The following is a 17883-nucleotide window of genomic DNA, read 5'->3' on the forward strand; positions in this document are numbered from 1 at the left end:
TTTGTGCGGGGAGGGGTTAGCAGAGCGGACCGTGCTGCCTAAGGTCGCGTCATCGAACGAAGAAAGAGTGATGATGCACCAACGCCTGCCGTTCCTGGCCCTGCTGGCCCTTTCCACGACCGCGCTGGCGCAGACGCCCGTTCCGACCCCCGCATTGGCCCCGGCTTCGGCCCCGACTTCTGCCAAAGCGACGGCGGCCGATCCCAACGCGTATCTCGAGGATATTCACGGCGCACGCGCGCTGGGTACGGTCAAGCGGTGGAATACGCGGTCGCTGGCGGCGCTGGAGGCGAAGCCGGGCTATGCGCGCTATCGGCAACGTGCGCTCGACCTGTTGCAGGACGACCGTCAGATCGCGACGCCCGACCAGATCGTCGGCGGCCAGGTGCTGAACCTGTGGCAGGACAGGACCAACCCGCGCGGGCTGTGGCGAGTCGCCTCGCTCGCGTCGTTCGGTAGCGGCAAGCCCGTGTGGCGGACGCTGATCGACGTGGATGCGCTCGGCAAGGCCGAGGGTAAGAGCTGGGTATGGAAGGGCGCAACGTGTCGATCGCCCTCATACGATCGCTGCATGGTTGCGCTGTCGAATGGCGGCGGCGATGCGGTGGTCGAGCGGGAGTTCGACATTCCGTCGGGCAAGTTCGTCGCCGACGGCTTCGTCGTGCCGATGTTCAAGACCGGCTTGAACTGGGCGGGGCCGGATGCCCTGTACGTCGCGACCGATTTCGGCCCCGACAGCCTCACCATGTCGGGCCTGCCGCGTACCGCGAAGCTGTGGCGACGCGGCACGCCGCTGACCGCTGCGACCGAAATCGCGAGTGCGGCGCAGAGCGATGTCGGGATCGCTACGACCGTCTTCACCGAAGGCGATCGGCGCTATGCCCTGGTATCGCGCAACGTCGATTTCTTCCATGCGAAGCGCAGCCACGTCGCCGACGACGGCCGGCTGGTGCCGTCGCCGTTGCCCGACGACGCGGTGATCAACACCGTGCTCGACGGGCGGTTGATCGCGACGCTCGCCTCCGACTGGCGCGGCGTGCCGGCGGGCGCGGTGATCGCGTATGGGATCGCCGACGTGCTCGCGGGGCAAGATCCGACGATCGAGCGCGTGCTGGTGCCGAGCGCGACACAGGCGGTCGAACAGGTCGATGCGAGCAAGTCGGTGCTGTGGGTTAAGATGCTCGACGACGTATCCGGGCGTCTCGTGGCGCTGACGCGCGGCGCGGATGGGGTCTGGACGCAATCGGTCGCCGCGTTGCCGACCGCGTCGACGATCCATCTGGATGCGACCGCGGGCACGGACGATCTGGCCTTCGCGATGGTCGAGGGATTCCTCAGCCCGCCCGCGCTGTACGCGGTCCGCCCGAACGCGACGCCGGTCGCCGTCGATACGCTGCCCGCACGGTTCGACGCGTCGACGATGCAGGTCGAGCAGCGGTTCGCGACGTCGAAGGACGGCACCAAAATCCCGTATTTCCTGGTGCGCAAGAAGGGCACGCCAGGATCCGGGGGCGGGCCCGTTCCCGCGCTCGTGCATGCCTATGGGGGGTTCCGCAACGCGCAGACCCCGACCTACCTCGTCGGTCAGCCCTATCGGTCGGGACCCGCCGGTCTGTTCTGGGTCGAGGAGGGGAACGCGTTCGTCCTCGCCAACATCCGCGGCGGCGGCGAATATGGTCCGCGCTGGCACAAGGCTCCGCTGCGCGAGAACCGGCAAAAGGCGTATGACGATCTGCACGCGGTCGGCGACGACCTGGTGCGGACCGGGGTCAGCGCCAAGCGCAAGATCGCGGTATCGGGCCGGTCGAACGGCGGCCTGCTGGTCGGTGTGGCGATGGAGCAGCGGCCCGACCTGTACGGCGCGATCGTGATGGGTTCGCCGTTGCTGGACATGCAGCGCTATTCGCACCTGTCGGCCGGCGCGTCCTGGATGGGCGAATATGGCAATCCCGACACGCCGGCGGACTGGGCGTTCATCTCGCGCTATTCGCCGTACCAGAACCTGAAGCGCGGCGTGACCTATCCGACGCCGTTCATCTACACCTCTACCGAAGACGACCGCGTCCATCCCGGCCATGCCCGCAAATTCGCGGCGCGGATGGAGGCGTATGGCGATCCGTTCTTCTATTACGAGAACCCCGAAGGCGGTCATGCGGCCGGCGCCGACCGGATCGAGGATGCCAAGCGCGCCGCGCTCGTCACGGTCTATCTCAACGGCCAGCTCGCTACTGCGCCACAGCGCTGATCGTCAGGAATCCATGATGCGTAATTTCCGTTTCTTGCTCGACGCCGTAATCTTGGTGCTGCCCGTCCTGTCGATTCCGGCCCCCGTGTTCGCGGCGGAGGTCGCGCAGGCGTCGTCGTTCGCGGCGCTGTCGACGCGCTATGTCGATGGCCTTGCGCGGCTCAACCCGTCGTCGGCGACCGGGCTTGGCGATCACCGGTTCGACACGCAGGTCACCGACATGTCCGCTGCGGGGCGTGCGAAGCGCGAGGCGTTTTCGAAGGCGATGCTGGCGGACTTGCAGCGGATCGACCGCAAGGCGTTGTCGCGCGAGCAGCAGGTCGATGCGGCGTTGCTCGACAATGCGCTGCGCTACGACATCTGGGATGCCCAAGCGCTTGGCGGCTGGGCGTGGGATCCGCAGGTTTACAACGATATCGCCGGCAGTTCGCTGTATTCGCTGGCCGAGCGCGATTTCGCACCATGGCCGCAGCGGTTGAAAGCGGCGACCGCGCGAATGGAGGCGTTGCCCGCGTTGCTGGCGCAGGCTCGCGCGAACATCGTGGTTGCCCGCGTGCCGTCGATCTACGCGACGACGGTGGCCAAGCAGAATAGCGGCATCGTCGACATCGCGCAGAGCATGCTCGCGCCGCACCGCGGAGAGTTGTCCGCGGCGGATGCCAAGCGGTTCGATGCCGCGCTGGCGACACTGAAGACGGCGGTGGCCGAGCATCAGGTCTGGCTCGACAAGACGCTGGTGCCCGGCGCGAAAGGCGACTTCCGGCTTGGCGCGGCGCTGTATGACAGGAAGCTCGGCTTCGCCCTGCAGTCCGATCTGACGCGTGGCGAGATCAAGCGGCGCGCGCGGGTCGCGATCGTCGACACGCGCGCCCAGATGTACGCCATCGCGCGGCAGATATTCGGGGCCAAGCAGGGCGCTCTGCTCCTCCCCGACACGCCGTCCGAAGCGCAGCAACAGGCCGCGATCCAGCTCGCGCTGGAACTCACCTACGCCAAGCGTCCGGCGCGCGACGGCATGATCGCCGCGTCGACCAAGGCGCTGGCGGAGGCGACGGCGTTCGTCCGGGCGAAGGGGTTGATCGGCATGCCCGACGGTCCGGTGGCGATCATTACGATGCCGAAGTTCCAGCAGGGCGTCGCGGTGGCGTATTGCGATTCACCGGGCCCGCTGGAGAAGAACCTCGGCACGTTCTTCGCGGTGTCGCCGGTTCCCGACGACTGGACCGAGGCGCAGGCGACGTCGTTCCTCAGCGAATATAACGACTACATGATCCACGATCTGGCCGTGCACGAGGCGATGCCGGGGCATTTCCTGCAGCTGGCGCACGCCAATGCGACGCAATCGACGTTGCGGGCGGTGCTCGGTTCGGGGCCGTTCATCGAGGGGTGGGCGGTGTATGCCGAGGGGATGATGGCGGACCAGGGCTATCTGAACGGCGACCCGCTGTTCAAGCTGACCGTGCTCAAGATGCGGTTGCGTTCGATCTCGAACTCGCTGCTCGACATCGGCATCCATACCGAGGGCATGACGCGCGAGCAGGCGATGCAGCTTATGACGCACACGGCGTTTCAGCAGGAGCGCGAGGCGGCGGGCAAATGGGTCCGCGCGTCGCTGGGCTCGACGCAGTTGCTCAGCTATTTCACCGGCTATTCGGAGCATATGGCGCTGCGCGCGGAGGCGATGAAGCGGCAGGGCGCCGCCTTCGATTTGAAGCGGTATAACGACGCGCTGCTGAACCACGGTTCGCCGCCAGTCCGCTACGTCCGCGAACTGCTGTTCGACCTGCCGATCGGTTGACAGGCATCGCGTAAGAGGTGCTGTCGTGGCGGGATTGGTATTGCCCGCCACGACGTCATGCCTGGAACAGGGACGCGGCCTTGAGCACCTTGGTCGCGCCGTGCGCGTCGGTTACGGCGTAGGTGAACCCCGGGAGAAGGCAGAAGGCGCCGACATTGCCGTTCGGGTCCAGCGCGAGAAATCCGACCTGCACGCCGCGAATGGCATCGCCGCGGAGCCGGGCGATATGGCGTACCACCTCCTCGCAGGCCTTTTGCGGCGAGGCGCCGGACCGCATCGATGCCACGACGCGGGCCGATCCCGCCACCCGCGTGACTTCCTCACCGAGGCCGGTCGATGTCGCGCCGCCGACGCCGGCCTCGACATAGAGCCCCGAGCCCACCTGCGGCGAATCGCCGACGCGACCGCGCATCTTGAATGCCATTCCCGATGTCGTGCAGGCGCCGGCGAGGCGGCCGTCGGCGCTGCGGGCGAGCAAGCCGATCGTATCGTGGTCGAGCGCGCCGCCGGGCGTGCGCGTGCGGTTTTCGCTGTTGGCTTCGGGCTGGTATTTCGCGGTCTTGAGCCAGTCCCGCCAGGCCTTTTCGGACTCAGGGGTGAGCAGCGACTGCTGGGGAAACCCCTGATCGCGCGCGAACCGGGTCGCACCTTCGCCGACCAGGAACGTGTGCGGAGTCCGTTCCATCACGCGCCGCGCGACCGAGATCGCGTGGATCGTATTCTCCAGCGCGGCGACTGCTCCGACCCCGCCGGCATCGTCCATGATGACGGCGTCCAGCGTTACGTGGCCGTCTCGGTCGGGGTAGCCGGAATAGCCGACGCTGTGGTTCGACGGGTCCGCCTCCGGAACCATCGCACCAGCCTCGACCGCGTCGATCAGCGTCCCGCCCGCACCGAGCCTGGCGAACGCCGCCGCGTTTGCCGCCGCGCCGAAATCCCATGTCGAGACGATCATCGCCCCCGTGGTCGCAGCTGCGTGAGCGCCGGCCCCCTGCGCGTAGGAGGCGGCCAGCGTTAGAGTTCCGCAGGTCCCCAGACCTGCCAGCAATGCGCGCCTTGTCGTCAACGGTCGATCCTCCATCGGGCAATTGTCGTGCATGCTACGCAGGACGCAGCAGGCCGCCAAGAGGTGACACGTATTTGCAACATTTCATCGTAAATGTTCCATAAAGGTATTGCATAGGTATTGACGGAACCAATTATCTGATCAAGCGTGTCGGGAGGAACTGCGCGGGCGTTTGCGGCGCTGTCGGTCAAAGGGGTAGGATATGAATTTCAGTCATTCGGTATCGCGTGTCGCGCTCGTGGGGTCGCTCATGATCTGGGCCACGCCGGTGCTGGCACAGGTTGCCCCCGCCGATCCGGCCGCCCCAGCGCAGGCCGACCCGGCCGCTCCGGTCGCCCCGGCCCAGGCGACTCCGGCCGCTCCGGCGCAGGCCGCCCCGGTCGCTCCGGCTCAGGCCGCCCCGGTCGCTCCGGCGCAGGCCGACCCCGTCACGCCGGCCCAGGCCGATGCGAACACGCCTGCCCAGGCGAAGGTCCAGGCCGACGCGACCACCGCAACCGCAGCCGTCGCCACGGATAGCCAGGCGAACCAGTCGATCGTCGTCACCGGATCGCGCATCCAGCGTCCCAACACGACCTCCGCCGCGCCTATTACTTCGGTGACTTCGCAGGACATTCGCGCGCAGGCGGCGGTCAACGTCGAGGACGTGCTGAACCGGCTGCCGCAGGTCGCGCCTGACAGCCAACAGACCTATGCCGATTCGGACGGCCGCCAGCGGATCAAACTGCGCAGCCTTGGGTTCGAGCGGACCCTGGTCCTGATCGACGGCAAGCGCATCGGCACGCAGAACGGCCAGGACGTCGGGATCATCCCCGCGACGCTGTTGGAGCGCGTCGACGTGCTGACCGGTGGCGCGTCGTCGGTCTATGGCTCGGACGCGGTCGCAGGTGTCGTCAACTTCATCCTCAAGAAGGATTTCGAGGGCATCCAGCTCGACGGCAACTATAACTTCTACAACCACAACAACAAGGACACGGTCGTGTCGCCGTTGGCACGCGCCGCGGGCTTCAACAGCGCCCGTGGCCTGACGAACGACGGCGGTCGTGCCGACCTCACGCTGACCGCCGGCAAGAAGTTCTTCGACGACAAGCTGAAGATTTCGGGGTTCGTCAACTACAAGCATACCGACCCGGTCTTACTGTCGGATCGGTCGAACACCGGCTGTTACCTGACGCAGACGAGCCTCAACGCGCCGATCTCGTGCGGCCTGACGCCGAGCAGTTCGACCAGTGGCCTCGTCACGCCGCTCGAAGGCGCCAACGCGAACGCGCAATATGTCAACAATCCCAATGGTTCGCGCACCTTCGTCCCGTTCGGCGCGGGCCCCGGCAACGCCTCGAACTATTTCAACAACTACTCTTATCAGCGTCCCTCGGAGCGGATCAACGCCGGCGGCTTCGTCAGCTTCGACATCTCGCCCAACGCCGAGCTGTACGGTTCTGGTATCTGGTTCCGCGATAAATCGTACACCAACTATCCCGGGATCGCAGGGGGCAAGGTTCAGGTCAGTTGCAACAACCCGTTTCTGTCCGGCACGCAGGCCACCGCGATCTGCGGCGCTGCCGCTGGCACCGGCACGATGGTGCCGATCAATCTTGCCTACCGTCTCGGTGACAACAACGATCAGCCTGACAGTTATCTGAATACCGGTGCCCGCTTTACGGCCGGTATCCGCGGCAAGGTCGGCAGCGCGTGGACTTACGATGTCGGCGGTGTCTATGCCCGTAACCATCAGGACTACACGCCAACCTTGATCAATTCGACGCGACTGCAGAATTCGGTCAACGTCGGTGGTACGCTGGCGGCGCCGACCTGCGCCACGACCGCCGATGCCGCCTGCGTCCCGTTCGACGCGTTCAGCGCCGGCAACACCAATCCTGCTCTGGTCAGCTATCTGTTCAACAAGGGTACGGCAGTGACCACTGGCACGCTGTACGACGTGCAGGCCAACGTCACCGGCGACCTCGGCAAATACGGCGTGACTTCGCCTTTCGCCGAGCAGGGTATCGCGATCGCGCTCGGGACCGAATATCGCAAGGATACGCTGAAATCGACCGCTGACGCTGTGTATCGCGCTGCCCGCCAAGGCACCGACAGCTATCTTAAGCAGGATGTCTGGGAAGCGAACGCCGAGCTTCAGGTTCCGCTGGTCGAGCATATGCGATTTGCCGACCTGCTTCAGGTCAACGGCGGCTATCGCCTGTCCAAGTACAGCAGCAATCCGGATACCTTCAACACCTGGAAGGTCGAGGGCATCTACGCGCCGGTCAGTGACCTGACGTTCCGCGCCTCGTTCAACAAGGCGCAGCGCGCGCCAACGGTCACCGAAATCGGCCAAGCCGCGAACATCGATTTTGCATCCGGCGGTGCGGGCACCTTCAACGATTTCTGTGCGCCGACCGTCACCAATGGGCCGAATGGCGTGACCTACGGCGCGCCGGTCGCGTCGCGTGATGTATGCCGGGCAACCGGTCTGTCCGACGCGCTCTATGGTAGCCAGACCTTGCTCTGCAGCAACGGCACGGCCCCGAACGGTTCGGCTGCGTGCACCGTCCGTTCGGGTGGCTTCACCGCCGAGCCGGAGACCGCCTACACGCAGACCTATGGCCTGATCGTGAAGCCGCGGTTCGTCCGTGGGCTGTTCTTCTCGGTCGACCGCTACCGGATCAAGATCAACGACTCGCTCGGCTTCAACGACTACAGCTACTACACGGATGGCTGTCAGCGTTCGAACGGCGACGCGTTCTTCTGTCAGGGCATCGTCCGTAACCCGGGCACGGGCACGTTGTTCTCCAACGCAAGCACCAACCCGACGACTGGCTTCATCCGGCAGGGCACGACCAACTACTACACGTCGATCGCGCGCGGCTATGATTTCCAGGCGCAGTATACGATGGACCTCGCGACGGTCGGCAAGATCGACTGGAACTTCAATGGGTCGTTGACGACGTTTGCGGGTGGCCAGGACTCGCCGGTCCAGCCGCAGCGCAACTGCGCGGGCTATTACGGCAACAACTGCGGCCAGTTGATCCCGAAATGGTCGCACGGCCTGCGCGCGACCTACACGACGGTCGGCCGCGGTTTCAGCGCGTCGTTCAACTGGCGCTATGTCGGATCGCTGACCAATGCGGACAATTCGGGTGATCCGGCGATCGGCGGCACCGACGCGCGGGCACGGACCAGCTACTACCGGGTCGCGCCGCAGAGCTATTTCGATCTCGCGCTCAACTTCGCGATCGCCAAGCAGTTCTCGCTGCGTCTGATCGCGAACAACCTGTTCGACAAGAATCCGCCGATCGTTGTGGACTCGTACAGCGTCGCGCTCGCACGGACCAACACGATCCCGTCGCGCTACGACTCGCTCGGTCGCAACATCGCGATCGGTACGACGATCAAGTTCTGATCTTTCCTCTCCCCGACCTGAGGGCTCGCCAGCGATGGCGGGCCCTTTTTTTGTGGGGCGCACGCAGATGAGGATCGCTCGGTAATTTCGGGCCAGTTCGGCGGGCCGGCGCGTTAGGACGCCGAAGGAGCCGATATGAAGGTCATGACGCTGCGATCCCCGGCGGGTCTCAACTCTATCGCAAGCACCGAGCGGGACGATCCAGGTGCGCCGCCGCCAGGCGCGATCCGGGTCGCGCTGCACGGCAGTTCGCTCAACTTCCACGATCTGGGCGTTGCACTCGGCGTCATGCCGACGGAGGACGGCCGCGTGCCGCTATCCGATGGTGCCGGGATCGTCGAGAGCATCGGCGCGGGCGTCAGTGAATTCGCCGTTGGCGACCACGTGGTGTCGTGTTTCTTTCCGGACTGGCAGGACGGGACGCCAGTCGTCGGCGATTTCAGCCGCACGCCGGGCGACGGCATCGACGGGTTCGCGCAGAGCCACGTCGTCCTGCCGGCCACCGCGTTCACGAAGGCGCCCAAGGGCTATGATTTCGTCGAGGCAGCCTCGATCACGACCGCCGGCCTAACCGCGTGGCGCGCGCTGGTGGTCGACGGCAAGCTGAAGGCGGGGGATACCGTGCTGCTGCTCGGGACCGGCGGCGTGTCGATCTGGGCGTTGCAGATCGCCAAGGCGATGGGCGCGAAGGTGGCGATCACATCGTCGTCCGACGACAAGCTGGCGCGCGCGCGCGAACTGGGCACAGATTTCACGATCAACTACCGGACCGAAACCGGCTGGGGCCGCAAGGTCGCGGAGTGGACCGGGGGGATCGGCGTCGACCATGTCGTCGAGGTCGGCGGCCCCGGCACGCTGGCGCAATCGATCGACGCGGTCAGGGTCGGGGGACATATCTCGTTGATCGGCGTCCTGACGGGGATCGGCGGCGAGGTGCCGACTGCTGCGCTGATGGGCAAGCAGGCGCGGCTCCAGGGGCTGATCGTCGGCAGCCGGCGCGAGCAACAGGAATTCGTCCGTGCGCTGGAGGCGACAGGGATCCGCCCCGTGATCGATCGGCGGTTTGCGCTGAACGATCTCGCCCAGGCGTTCGCGTTCGAACAGAGCGGCGGGCATTTCGGCAAGATCGGGATCGAGTGGTAGAGAGGATGATGGACATGGCCGATACGAAACGCGCGATACTCTACCGGATGGTCCTGCCCGATCACATTTGCCCGTTCGGCGTGCGGGCGAAGGCGATGCTGGAGGAGCAGGGTTTCGACGTGGATGACCGGATACTGGGTTCGCGCGAGGAGGTCGATGCGTTCAAGGCCGAACACGGGGTTGCGACGACACCGCAGACTTTCATCGATGGCGAGCGGATTGGCGGCAGCGACGATCTCGAGCGGTATTTCGCGTCATGACCGACAGCGTAGGTAATCCCACGGCTAAGGGGCTGTCGCGGACGGCGTCGGTGGCGATCGTCGCGGGCGTTTTGGGCGTGAGCGCGGTGGTCGGTCGACGCAATGCGCCGGACCCTTCGCACCCCCGGATCCGTCGGTGGTACAAGCGGCTGGACAAGCCGAGCTTTACGCCACCCGACGCGGTGTTCGGGGCGGTCTGGCCGGTGCTGGAAACAGGGTTGGCGGTCGGCGGCTATCGTCTGCTGCGCCAACCCGCGGATCGCACGCGCAATACAGCGGTAGGGCTCTGGCTGCTGAACACCGGCATGATCGGTGCGTGGACCGAGATCTTCTTTCGCCAGCGCGAGCTCGAGGCCAGTGCGATCGTGTCCGGCGCGATGATCGCGAGCGGTGCCGCATATGTCGCCAGCGCCGCGAAGGTCGATCGTCCGGCGGCCGCGCTCGGCGCTCCGTTCGTCCTCTGGCTCGGGTTCGCGACGCTGTTGGCGGCACGGATTTCGGCGCGCAACGACGAGGGGGCGAAGACGGCGTCATGACTAGGTTGACGGTCTGGCACGATGGGTCCTGTCCGCTGTGTCGGCGCGAGATCGCGTTGATGCGGCGGCTCGATCGTCGCGGGGCGATCGAGTTCGTCGATGCGAGCGATCCCGGCACGACGTGTCCTGCCGACCGCGATGCCTTGCTGGCACGGTTTCACGCATCGGAAGACGGCCGGATGGTTTCGGGCGCGGCCGCATTCGCGGCGATGTGGCGCGCGATCCCGGTGCTGCGACCGCTGGGCCTCGCCGCGCGAAACCCTGTTGTGCTGGCGGTGCTGGAGCGGACGTATCGGGGTTTCCTCCGCGTCCGCCCAAGGCTTCAGGCGCTGATGCGCTGACGGGGCCTGTGGCTCAGCGCTGGTATTGAGCGATCAGGGCGCGGCGCAGCATCCGGTCTTCGAGCGAATAATAGAGCGCGATCTGGTCGCCGTGTGCGACCGTGGAGGCGGCGAAGGCGATATCGGTCGCGTCGCGGCTGACCGCGGGCGGAGGCAGCAACAGCGGCTCGATCCCGCGGCCGGTCACACGGGCGAAATCCGGGCTGAAGCTGATCCAGCCGATCCGCCAGCGTGCGTCGTGCGTCGCGCCGTTGTAGAACATGACCGGATCGGCCCCTGGCACCTGCCAGATCGGACCGGTCGAAAGATGCCAATTGTCCCAGCTGTCGTTGCGGATGCCGAACGGGTCGGGCTGGACGGTCCACGGACCTTTCGCGGTCGGTCCGGAGGCCATGCCGATCCGCGATGCGCCGGCCGCTGCATATTCGTAGAAGAGGCGCCAGTCGCCCGTGTCGGTCTGGGCGAGCGTGGCCTCCTTGATGTTGCCCTCGCCGGGCGGGGCTTTCAGGACCAAATCCTGCTTGGTCAGCGCGGTGAGGTCGCGCCCGGCGGCGAGGATCATGCAGCCCTGCGAGCGGGCTGCATCGACGCCCGTGTAATAGACCAGATATTCGTTGTCCGGCGTCACCAGGACGGTCGGGTCCTCGCATCCGCCAAGATCCTCGGCACCCGGCCCGGGGACGATCGCGAGGCCCGGGTCCATGGTGAAGGTCAGGCCGTCGCGGCTTTCGCCGCGGGCGATGACGCCGGTCGGATCATGCGGGCCGAGCGGGTCGGGAACGCCGCGAACCATGATCCGGTGTAGATTGCCTTCCTTCCATACGAAGGGGCTCATGAGGTCCATGCCGTCGACCACCGAGCCTGCGGATATCGCGACCGTGTCGAGCCGTTCGACCGTGTAGGTGATCATCGGTCAGGCGCCCTGGGCGACGGTGAGCGACAGCGCGCCGTCGATCGTAACGGTGGTGCCGGTGATATAGTCCGCGGTGGAGGACAGCAGGAAGGCCACCAGCGCGGCGACCTCGTCGGGACGGCCGGCACGCTTCCACGGGATTGCTGCTTCCTTTGCGGCGAGCTCCTGCGGATTGTCGACGGCGGACTGGTTCATCGGGGTCAAAATCATGCCCGGTGCGACGCCGTTCACCGCGATGCCTTTAGGCGCGAGTTCGAGCGCCAGCGTTGCGGTGAGCTGTGCCAAGCCGCCCTTCGCGGAATCATAGTCGACGCCGCCGGGGCGGGGGGCGCGCTCATGGATCGAGGAGATGTTGACGACACGGCCTTTCGCGCCCTTGGCTTCGAGGCCGCGGACCAGTCGCCGGCAGGTCAGGAACGGTCCGTAGAGATCGGAGCGGATCACGCGGTCGAACTGCGCCAGTTCCATGTCGGCGAGCATTACGCCGCTCATGTTGAGCCCGGCCGAGTTGACCAGCAAACTGACCGTTCCGAATGCGGACTCGGCCCGTGCGAACAGCTGTTCGACCGCGTCCTCGTCGCCGACATCGGTCTGGACGGCGATCGCACGATCATCCCCGCCGATCGTGGCGCACACGGCATGCGCGGCATCCGCGTCCTTGAAATACGTGATGACGACGCGTGCGCCGGATTGGCCGAGGGTCTTGGCACAGGCCGCGCCGATCCCGGACTCGCCCCCGGTCACAATGACCACCTGATCGTCGAACAGGCTCATCGTATCGTTCTCCGTGAAGTATGACGGTCAAGGGGACGTCATTTCGGAGGTCGCAACGCACGATTTATAGTAAGGGTGCGTCTGTATACGATGACATTTAGGTCATAATCCGCACGGGCTGAAACGGCCGGATCACGGGCGGATCTGACCCGTCCCCTGGACGAGATATTTGTAGCTGGTCAGTTGCTCGACGCCGACCGGACCACGCGCATGCATCTTGCCGGTCGCGATGCCGATTTCGGCGCCCATGCCGAACTCGCCGCCATCGGAAAACTGCGTCGACGCGTTGTGCATCACCACCGCGCTGTCGATCGCGAGCATGAACCGGCGCGCGGCGGCATCGTCCCGGGTGAGGATCGCGTCGGTATGACCCGACGAATGCTCGGCGACGAAGGCGATCCCCGCATCGAGATCGTCGACGATTCTGATCGAGGCGATCGCGTCGAGATATTCGGTGTCCCAGTCGGCATCGCCGGCGGTCGCGAGCCGGGGTTCGATCGCGACCGCGTCGGCGTCGCCGCGCAGTTCGCAATCCGGCATCGCATCGACCAGCGCGGGCAGCAGCAATGGCGCGATGGCACGATCGACGACGATGCTTTCGGTTGCGCCGCACACGCCGGTACGCCGCAGCTTGGCGTTGCGGATGATCGCCACCGCTTCGGCGACATCGGCGGCGGCGTGGACGTAGCTGTGACAATTGCCGTCGAGATGCAGCAGCGTCGGGACGCGCGCTTCGCGTTGCACCAGTTCGACCAGGCCGCGACCGCCACGCGGGATCGCGAGATCGACATAATCGACCGCGCGCAGCAGTTCGCCGACGACCAGCCGGTCGGGCGTGTCGACCGCCTGGACCGCGGTTTCGGGCAGGCCGGCGGCCCTGAGACCGGTCTGCATGCAGGCGACGATCGCGGCGGTGGAACGACGGCTTTCGGATCCGCCGCGCAGGATGATCGCGTTCCCCGACTTGATGCACAGGCCGCTCGCGTCGGCACCGACATTGGGGCGCGATTCGTAGATCATCGCGATCACCCCGATCGGCACGGCGACACGCGTGATCTCCAGCCCGTTCGGCCGGCTGAACCGAGCCAGTTCGCGACCGACCGGATCGGGCAGTGCGGCGATGTCGTCGAGCGCCTGCGCCATCGCGGCGATCCGCGGTTCGTCGAGCCGCAGCCGATCGAGAAACGACTCGGGCTTGCTGTCGGCGACGCTGGCGACGTCGGCGGCATTGGCGTCGAGCAGCGCGGGGACCGCATCACGAAGCGCGGCGGCGGCAGCCCGCAACGCCTGGTTGCGCGCGGCGGCGTCGCTGACGGCGAGACGGCGCGCGGCACTGCGCGCGTTCCGGCCCAGGCGGATCACCTGCTCGGCGGCATCGGCCGGGGCGGGGTCGCTGGCGGTGCGGGCGGCGATCACATCCATCACGGTCATCAACAGTCTTTCCGGCCGGCTGGCCTCGGGCAACATGCTCGAGACGCTGCCGATCTCTTACTGTCGCTGACGCCCAGGGCGCAATCGCCGTCGGGTCGATCCCCTTGGACCCGCGCCGTCGGATTAATGGCGTCAGCCGATGTCGACGGGGTTCGTGACGATGATCGTCGGCCGTCCCGCGGCGAGATCGCGGGCAGCCAGACCGAAGGCCTTGAAGTGGTCGGAGGCCATGTGCTGCTGAACGGCGGCATCGTCGGCATAGAGTTCGTTGAACACGAAACGCCGTTCGCCCTCGGCTTCGCGCCAGAGTTCGTAGTGGAGAACGCCGGGCTCGGCGCGCGAGGCAGCGACGCAGGTCTTGGCGGCAGCGACGAAGGCGTCATCCTTGCCCGGCAGTACGGATACCATCGCGACGATCTTCACGGTCATACATCTCTCCTGGTTTCGCGTCGTCCGCCGTGCCCCCGTCATCGACGGGACGCAACCGTCTCGTTCACGCGCACAGCCCGGGTGGCGGACCTGCGGGTGCCGGAAGCGAGGGCGGACCATGCAGGGACGGGGAGGGCGCAGCGCGGGCAAGGTCGATGGCGGCGGCGTAATACGGGTCGGCCTCCGCTTCGGCGAGCGTCCCGAAGCGGAATCCCATCGATGTGTAGAGATCCAGCAACCGCGGCAGCATGCGTGCGTCGAACGCGCCGGCATGCATCAGCAGGACATAGGGAATGTCGTGCCCGAGCTGCGACTTGGCACGCGCCCGCGATGCGAGCGCGGCGGTGCGCGCGGCTGCGAGATAGCTGGCCTCGAGCGTGGCGATCGCTGCGGGATCACGCCTGACGGCGCAGGCGGCGTAAGGCGGGTTCCAGTTATAGTCGTCGAAGCTCATCGTGACGGCGGCGATGCGGTAGCCACGTGCCTTAAGCGCGGCGCGAACGGCATCGCGATCGGCTGGCGTGCGGCCTTCGGACAGGAAAGGGTAGCGGAACCAGTGCCAGTCGGTGCCCTTGGCGGCGCGGGCGAGCGGCGGTTCGTTGCGGACGACATCCGCCACGAACGCGCGGACGCCGACCTTCGCCAGATCGCTATGGGCATAGCTGTGGTTGCCGAGCGGCAGTCCGGCGGCCCGCCAAGCCGCGATGGCGTTCGCGGCGTCCGCCGGTGCGTCCAGCCCGAAGCCCGCATTCATGAACCCGAAGGCAGGGGCATGGGCGGCGGCCAATGCGCTGGTGATGCCGCGGATCACGTCCGTGCGGGTCTGACCGGGCGCGAGCGGGCCATGTGCCGGAATATCGTCGAAGGTGAGCGCGATCGTCGGGCGCGTATCCGCGACGCGTGCCTCAGGTACGGGCGCAGCAGATGGAGCGACAGGCACCGCCGCGACGGCGCCAATCATGGGCCGCGTCGCCTTGCCGAACGCCTTGCCGAAGAGCGCCAGCGGGACGGCTTCGCCCATCTTGCGATACCCTGTTTCCGACGGGTGGAGATGATCGCCCGAATCATAGGCCGGGGCCAGTCGGTCCGGATGCGCGGGGTCGCGCATGACGCGGTCGAAATCGATCACCGCGTCGAACAGGCCGGACGTCCGGATGAAGGCGTTGATCGCCTGGCGGTCGGCTTCGGTGGCCGGGCCGGGGTGGTAGTATTCGTTGCCCCCGAACGGCGTGATCGTGCTGCCGATCATCTTGATGCCGTGGGCATGCGCGCGGGCCACGAGTTGGGCATAGGCTCCGGTGACCTGCGCGACGATCGCCGCGTGCTGAGCGGGCGTCGCGGGCGTTTCTCGGGTGAGCACGCCGAGATCGTTGACCCCTTCGAGCAGGATCGCCCAACGGACGCCGCTGCGCGCGACGACGTCGCGGTCGAACCGCGCCATCAGATTGGGACCGAGCCCGTCGAGCAGAATGCGGTTGCCGCCGATCCCGGCGTTGACGACGCCGATGCCCCGCGTCGCTGGATCACCGCGCAGGCGTTCGGCGAGAATGTCGGTCCACCGTGTGTTGTGATTCGGTTTGACGCCGTAGCCGTCGGTGATCGAGTCGCCGATCGCGACGATCGTGCCGGTGTTGGCCGCACCGGATACCTCGATATCAGCGAGCGCGTACCAGTGCGTCGTCTGTTTCGCGCCGGCAAAACCCGGATCGGCGACGTGATCGCCGGCGAGCGTATAGCTGAAGGCGCGTGCACCGGGATGCCCGGTCTGCGGAACGGCGGCATCGGGAAGATACAGGCTGACGGCAAGATCGGCCCCAGGCGCCACCGGCATCGCGACGGGATCGGAATAGAGTTCCGCGCCAGCGGGAATGACCGCCGCCGTCTGCCCCGCGAACGTTAGCGCCATGCCGCCGACGACCTGAGGCGTGGCAGGGGCCGTCGTCTGGGCGATGCGCGCGGAGCCGATGGCGAGCGGCCGTGTGCCGAACGCATTGGACAGACGTATGCGAACCCGGTCGCCGCCGGCCGACAGCCGGAGTATCTGACGCAGCGTGACGGATGCCGCCCGGTCGGCGGGCAGCGCGTTGTCGCCCTCTGCGATCATCTGCGACGATCCCCAGCTGGCGATCCAGTTGTGACCGGCCCTTCGAGCGCCGGTCGCGTGCGTGCCGGGCCGGTGTGCGCCGACGTTGCGCGGCGCGGTATCGCGTGCGTCCGCATTCGCGACCATCAGGACGCCTGCCAGAACTGCGGTTGCCCAGCGGTTCATCGGTCGGCCTTTCCATCAGGGGCGGTTTTCGATCGTGTCGGTGCCCGTGCCGGCGCCGCGGCGAGTGCATCCGCGATTGCGGCGCGCATCGGCTTTGCGGCGAAGGCATCGTCGTACGGACAGGGGCGGCGGCGCGCCTTGTCGGGGCGCGGTTCGAACCCTTCGATCCAGCTGTAGCGATCGGTCATGCCCCACAGCATGACGTCGCGTACCGACGGATAGGCGAACATGAGGTCGAGATAGCCGCGCGTATAGTCCGCCACCGCCTGATCGCGCACCGGGATATCGGCGGGCAACGCGTTGTCGCGGACGTCGAGTTCGGTGATGACCAGATCATAGCCCATCGCGGTCACGCTATCGAGAAACCGTCGCCAGTCGCCCGCCATCGCGGTGATGGTCGCACGCGTATCGATGCCTTGCGTGACGATATGCGATTGCACGCCCAGCGCATCAACGGGGACGTTGCGTCGCTTGAAACCCTCCAGCAGTTTCAGCACGCCCGCGCGGTGGTTCGCATTGCCGGGCTCCCAGCTCATATAGTCGTTATAGACGAGCTGCGCGTGGGGCGCCTCGGCTCGCGCGGTATGAAACGCGAGGTCCAGCGTCGCCTCCGGGCCGCCCAGCGCGCGCGACAACGCGGTCTGGTACAAGGTGCCGTCCGCCGGCGTCACCGCTTCGTTGACGACGTCGTAGCTACCGATCCGCGACCCGTAGCGACGGCAGACGGTGGTGATATGCTCGACGAGCATGCGCGCCGCAGCGCTAGCCGGATTGGCCCCGAAATCATGCGTTTCTTCCCAACGCGGCATCCATTTCGGCTGATGCCACAGCAGATTATGGCCGCGCACCGGCATCGCGTTCGCCTTGGCCCAGGCCATCATCGCATCCAGATGGGCGAAATCGAAGCTTGTGGCGGCCGGCCGGATCGCCTGCCACTTCATCTCGTTTTCGGGCACCAGCAGCCCGCAATCGCGGGTCAGCAGCGCGGCATAGGCGGGGTTGGCGAACGATCCGCGATCGGCCCCCGGTGCCCCCCAGGCGAAACACGACCCCAGTCGCATGCCCTTGGCGGCAGCCACCGCCTGTAGTCCGGTGTCGTTCGACAGTGCCGACCCTGGGGCTCGAAACGGTACGCTGGCATCGGCACAGGCCGACACAGCCAATCCGCCCAGCATCGCCAGCCCCCGGCGCCGCGTGATCTCCACCGAACCCTGCCTATTGCTCATCGCGTCGACGCTTTCCTTAGAGTGATATTTTCGCCCGCGTGGTTCGGGC

14 protein-coding genes are annotated in these 17883 nt (G+C 66.6%); 7 read left to right on the top strand and 7 right to left on the bottom strand.

The genetic code is table 11. From position 1 onward, the window contains the following. The first annotated feature begins 70 nt into the window (after positions 1–70). Positions 71–2245, top strand: a complete 2175-nt coding sequence (locus U1707_RS08635) for a prolyl oligopeptidase family serine peptidase (RefSeq protein ID WP_332799660.1) — start codon at positions 71–73, stop codon at positions 2243–2245. A gap of 16 nt (positions 2246–2261) precedes the next feature. Continuing rightward, positions 2262–4043, top strand: coding sequence for a DUF885 domain-containing protein (locus U1707_RS08640; protein WP_332799661.1), 1782 nt, complete (start codon positions 2262–2264; stop codon positions 4041–4043). A 55-nt stretch (positions 4044–4098) separates the two neighbouring features. On the opposite strand, the gene U1707_RS08645 is transcribed toward U1707_RS08640, so the two are convergent. Further along, positions 4099–5109 carry a glycosylasparaginase gene (locus U1707_RS08645; RefSeq protein ID WP_443025672.1) on the bottom strand — a complete coding sequence of 337 codons (1011 nt, stop codon included), beginning with the start codon at positions 5107–5109 and terminating at the stop codon, positions 4099–4101. Between the two features lie 202 nt (positions 5110–5311). Here U1707_RS08645 and U1707_RS08650 point away from each other — a divergent pair, with 202 nt between their 5' ends. From U1707_RS08650 to U1707_RS08670, 5 genes are all read left to right on the top strand, one after another. Then, positions 5312–8512 (top strand): TonB-dependent receptor domain-containing protein, encoded by a 3201-nt coding sequence (locus U1707_RS08650; protein ID WP_332799662.1) that lies wholly within the window; start codon positions 5312–5314, stop codon positions 8510–8512. 135 nt (positions 8513–8647) lie between these two features. Continuing rightward, a complete protein-coding gene (locus U1707_RS08655) occupies positions 8648–9655 on the top strand; it encodes a zinc-dependent alcohol dehydrogenase family protein (protein WP_332799663.1) in 1008 nt (335 codons plus the stop codon). A gap of 14 nt (positions 9656–9669) precedes the next feature. Continuing rightward, on the top strand, positions 9670–9915 hold the full coding sequence (locus U1707_RS08660) for a glutaredoxin domain-containing protein (protein WP_332799664.1): 246 nt from the start codon (positions 9670–9672) through the stop codon (positions 9913–9915). Continuing rightward, complete coding sequence (locus U1707_RS08665) at positions 9912–10451, top strand: TspO/MBR family protein (RefSeq protein ID WP_332799665.1); 540 nt, start codon at positions 9912–9914, stop codon at positions 10449–10451. The genes U1707_RS08660 and U1707_RS08665 overlap by 4 nt, the downstream gene beginning before the upstream one ends. After that, positions 10448–10792 (top strand): thiol-disulfide oxidoreductase DCC family protein, encoded by a 345-nt coding sequence (locus U1707_RS08670; protein WP_332799666.1) that lies wholly within the window; start codon positions 10448–10450, stop codon positions 10790–10792. The genes U1707_RS08665 and U1707_RS08670 overlap by 4 nt, the downstream gene beginning before the upstream one ends. 13 nt (positions 10793–10805) lie before the next feature. On the opposite strand, the gene U1707_RS08675 is transcribed toward U1707_RS08670, so the two are convergent. From U1707_RS08675 to U1707_RS08700, 6 genes are all read right to left on the bottom strand, one after another. Next, positions 10806–11702 carry a glycoside hydrolase family protein gene (locus U1707_RS08675; RefSeq protein WP_332799667.1) on the bottom strand — a complete coding sequence of 299 codons (897 nt, stop codon included), beginning with the start codon at positions 11700–11702 and terminating at the stop codon, positions 10806–10808. Positions 11703–11705: 3 nt separating this feature from the next. Beyond that, entirely contained in the window at positions 11706–12479 is a 774-nt protein-coding gene (locus U1707_RS08680; protein WP_332799668.1) for an SDR family NAD(P)-dependent oxidoreductase, read from the bottom strand. Positions 12480–12611: 132 nt separating this feature from the next. Next, positions 12612–13901 (bottom strand): glutamate-5-semialdehyde dehydrogenase, encoded by a 1290-nt coding sequence (locus U1707_RS08685; protein WP_332799802.1) that lies wholly within the window; start codon positions 13899–13901, stop codon positions 12612–12614. A gap of 141 nt (positions 13902–14042) precedes the next feature. Beyond that, positions 14043–14339, bottom strand: coding sequence for a putative quinol monooxygenase (locus U1707_RS08690; protein ID WP_332799669.1), 297 nt, complete (start codon positions 14337–14339; stop codon positions 14043–14045). 64 nt (positions 14340–14403) lie between these two features. After that, positions 14404–16608 (bottom strand): GDSL-type esterase/lipase family protein, encoded by a 2205-nt coding sequence (locus tag U1707_RS08695; RefSeq protein WP_332799670.1) that lies wholly within the window; start codon positions 16606–16608, stop codon positions 14404–14406. Then, the gene (locus U1707_RS08700; RefSeq protein WP_332799671.1) at positions 16605–17834 is read right to left on the bottom strand and encodes an endo-1,4-beta-xylanase; all 1230 of its coding nucleotides are present in this window, start codon (positions 17832–17834) and stop codon (positions 16605–16607) included. The genes U1707_RS08695 and U1707_RS08700 overlap by 4 nt, the downstream gene beginning before the upstream one ends. Between the last annotated feature and the right edge of the window lie 49 nt (positions 17835–17883).

Origin of the sequence: Sphingomonas sandaracina (assembly GCF_036663695.1) — a bacterium.
Classification (GTDB): domain Bacteria; phylum Pseudomonadota; class Alphaproteobacteria; order Sphingomonadales; family Sphingomonadaceae; genus Sphingomonas.

What these genes read in the sequence shown, in the direction of transcription:
- U1707_RS08635 (WP_332799660.1), top strand. Translation starts at nt 71, where the DNA reads ATGATGCACCAACGCCTGCCGTTCCTGGCCCTGCTGGCCCTTTCCACG.
- U1707_RS08640 (WP_332799661.1), top strand. Translation starts at nt 2,262, where the DNA reads ATGCGTAATTTCCGTTTCTTGCTCGACGCCGTAATCTTGGTGCTGCCC.
- U1707_RS08650 (WP_332799662.1), top strand. Translation starts at nt 5,312, where the DNA reads ATGAATTTCAGTCATTCGGTATCGCGTGTCGCGCTCGTGGGGTCGCTC.
- U1707_RS08655 (WP_332799663.1), top strand. Translation starts at nt 8,648, where the DNA reads ATGAAGGTCATGACGCTGCGATCCCCGGCGGGTCTCAACTCTATCGCA.
- U1707_RS08660 (WP_332799664.1), top strand. Translation starts at nt 9,670, where the DNA reads ATGGCCGATACGAAACGCGCGATACTCTACCGGATGGTCCTGCCCGAT.
- U1707_RS08665 (WP_332799665.1), top strand. Translation starts at nt 9,912, where the DNA reads ATGACCGACAGCGTAGGTAATCCCACGGCTAAGGGGCTGTCGCGGACG.
- U1707_RS08670 (WP_332799666.1), top strand. Translation starts at nt 10,448, where the DNA reads ATGACTAGGTTGACGGTCTGGCACGATGGGTCCTGTCCGCTGTGTCGG.
- U1707_RS08675 (WP_332799667.1), bottom strand. Translation starts at nt 11,702, where the DNA reads ATGATCACCTACACGGTCGAACGGCTCGACACGGTCGCGATATCCGCA.
- U1707_RS08680 (WP_332799668.1), bottom strand. Translation starts at nt 12,479, where the DNA reads ATGAGCCTGTTCGACGATCAGGTGGTCATTGTGACCGGGGGCGAGTCC.
- U1707_RS08685 (WP_332799802.1), bottom strand. Translation starts at nt 13,901, where the DNA reads ATGGATGTGATCGCCGCCCGCACCGCCAGCGACCCCGCCCCGGCCGAT.
- U1707_RS08690 (WP_332799669.1), bottom strand. Translation starts at nt 14,339, where the DNA reads ATGACCGTGAAGATCGTCGCGATGGTATCCGTACTGCCGGGCAAGGAT.
- U1707_RS08695 (WP_332799670.1), bottom strand. Translation starts at nt 16,608, where the DNA reads ATGAACCGCTGGGCAACCGCAGTTCTGGCAGGCGTCCTGATGGTCGCG.
- U1707_RS08700 (WP_332799671.1), bottom strand. Translation starts at nt 17,834, where the DNA reads ATGAGCAATAGGCAGGGTTCGGTGGAGATCACGCGGCGCCGGGGGCTG.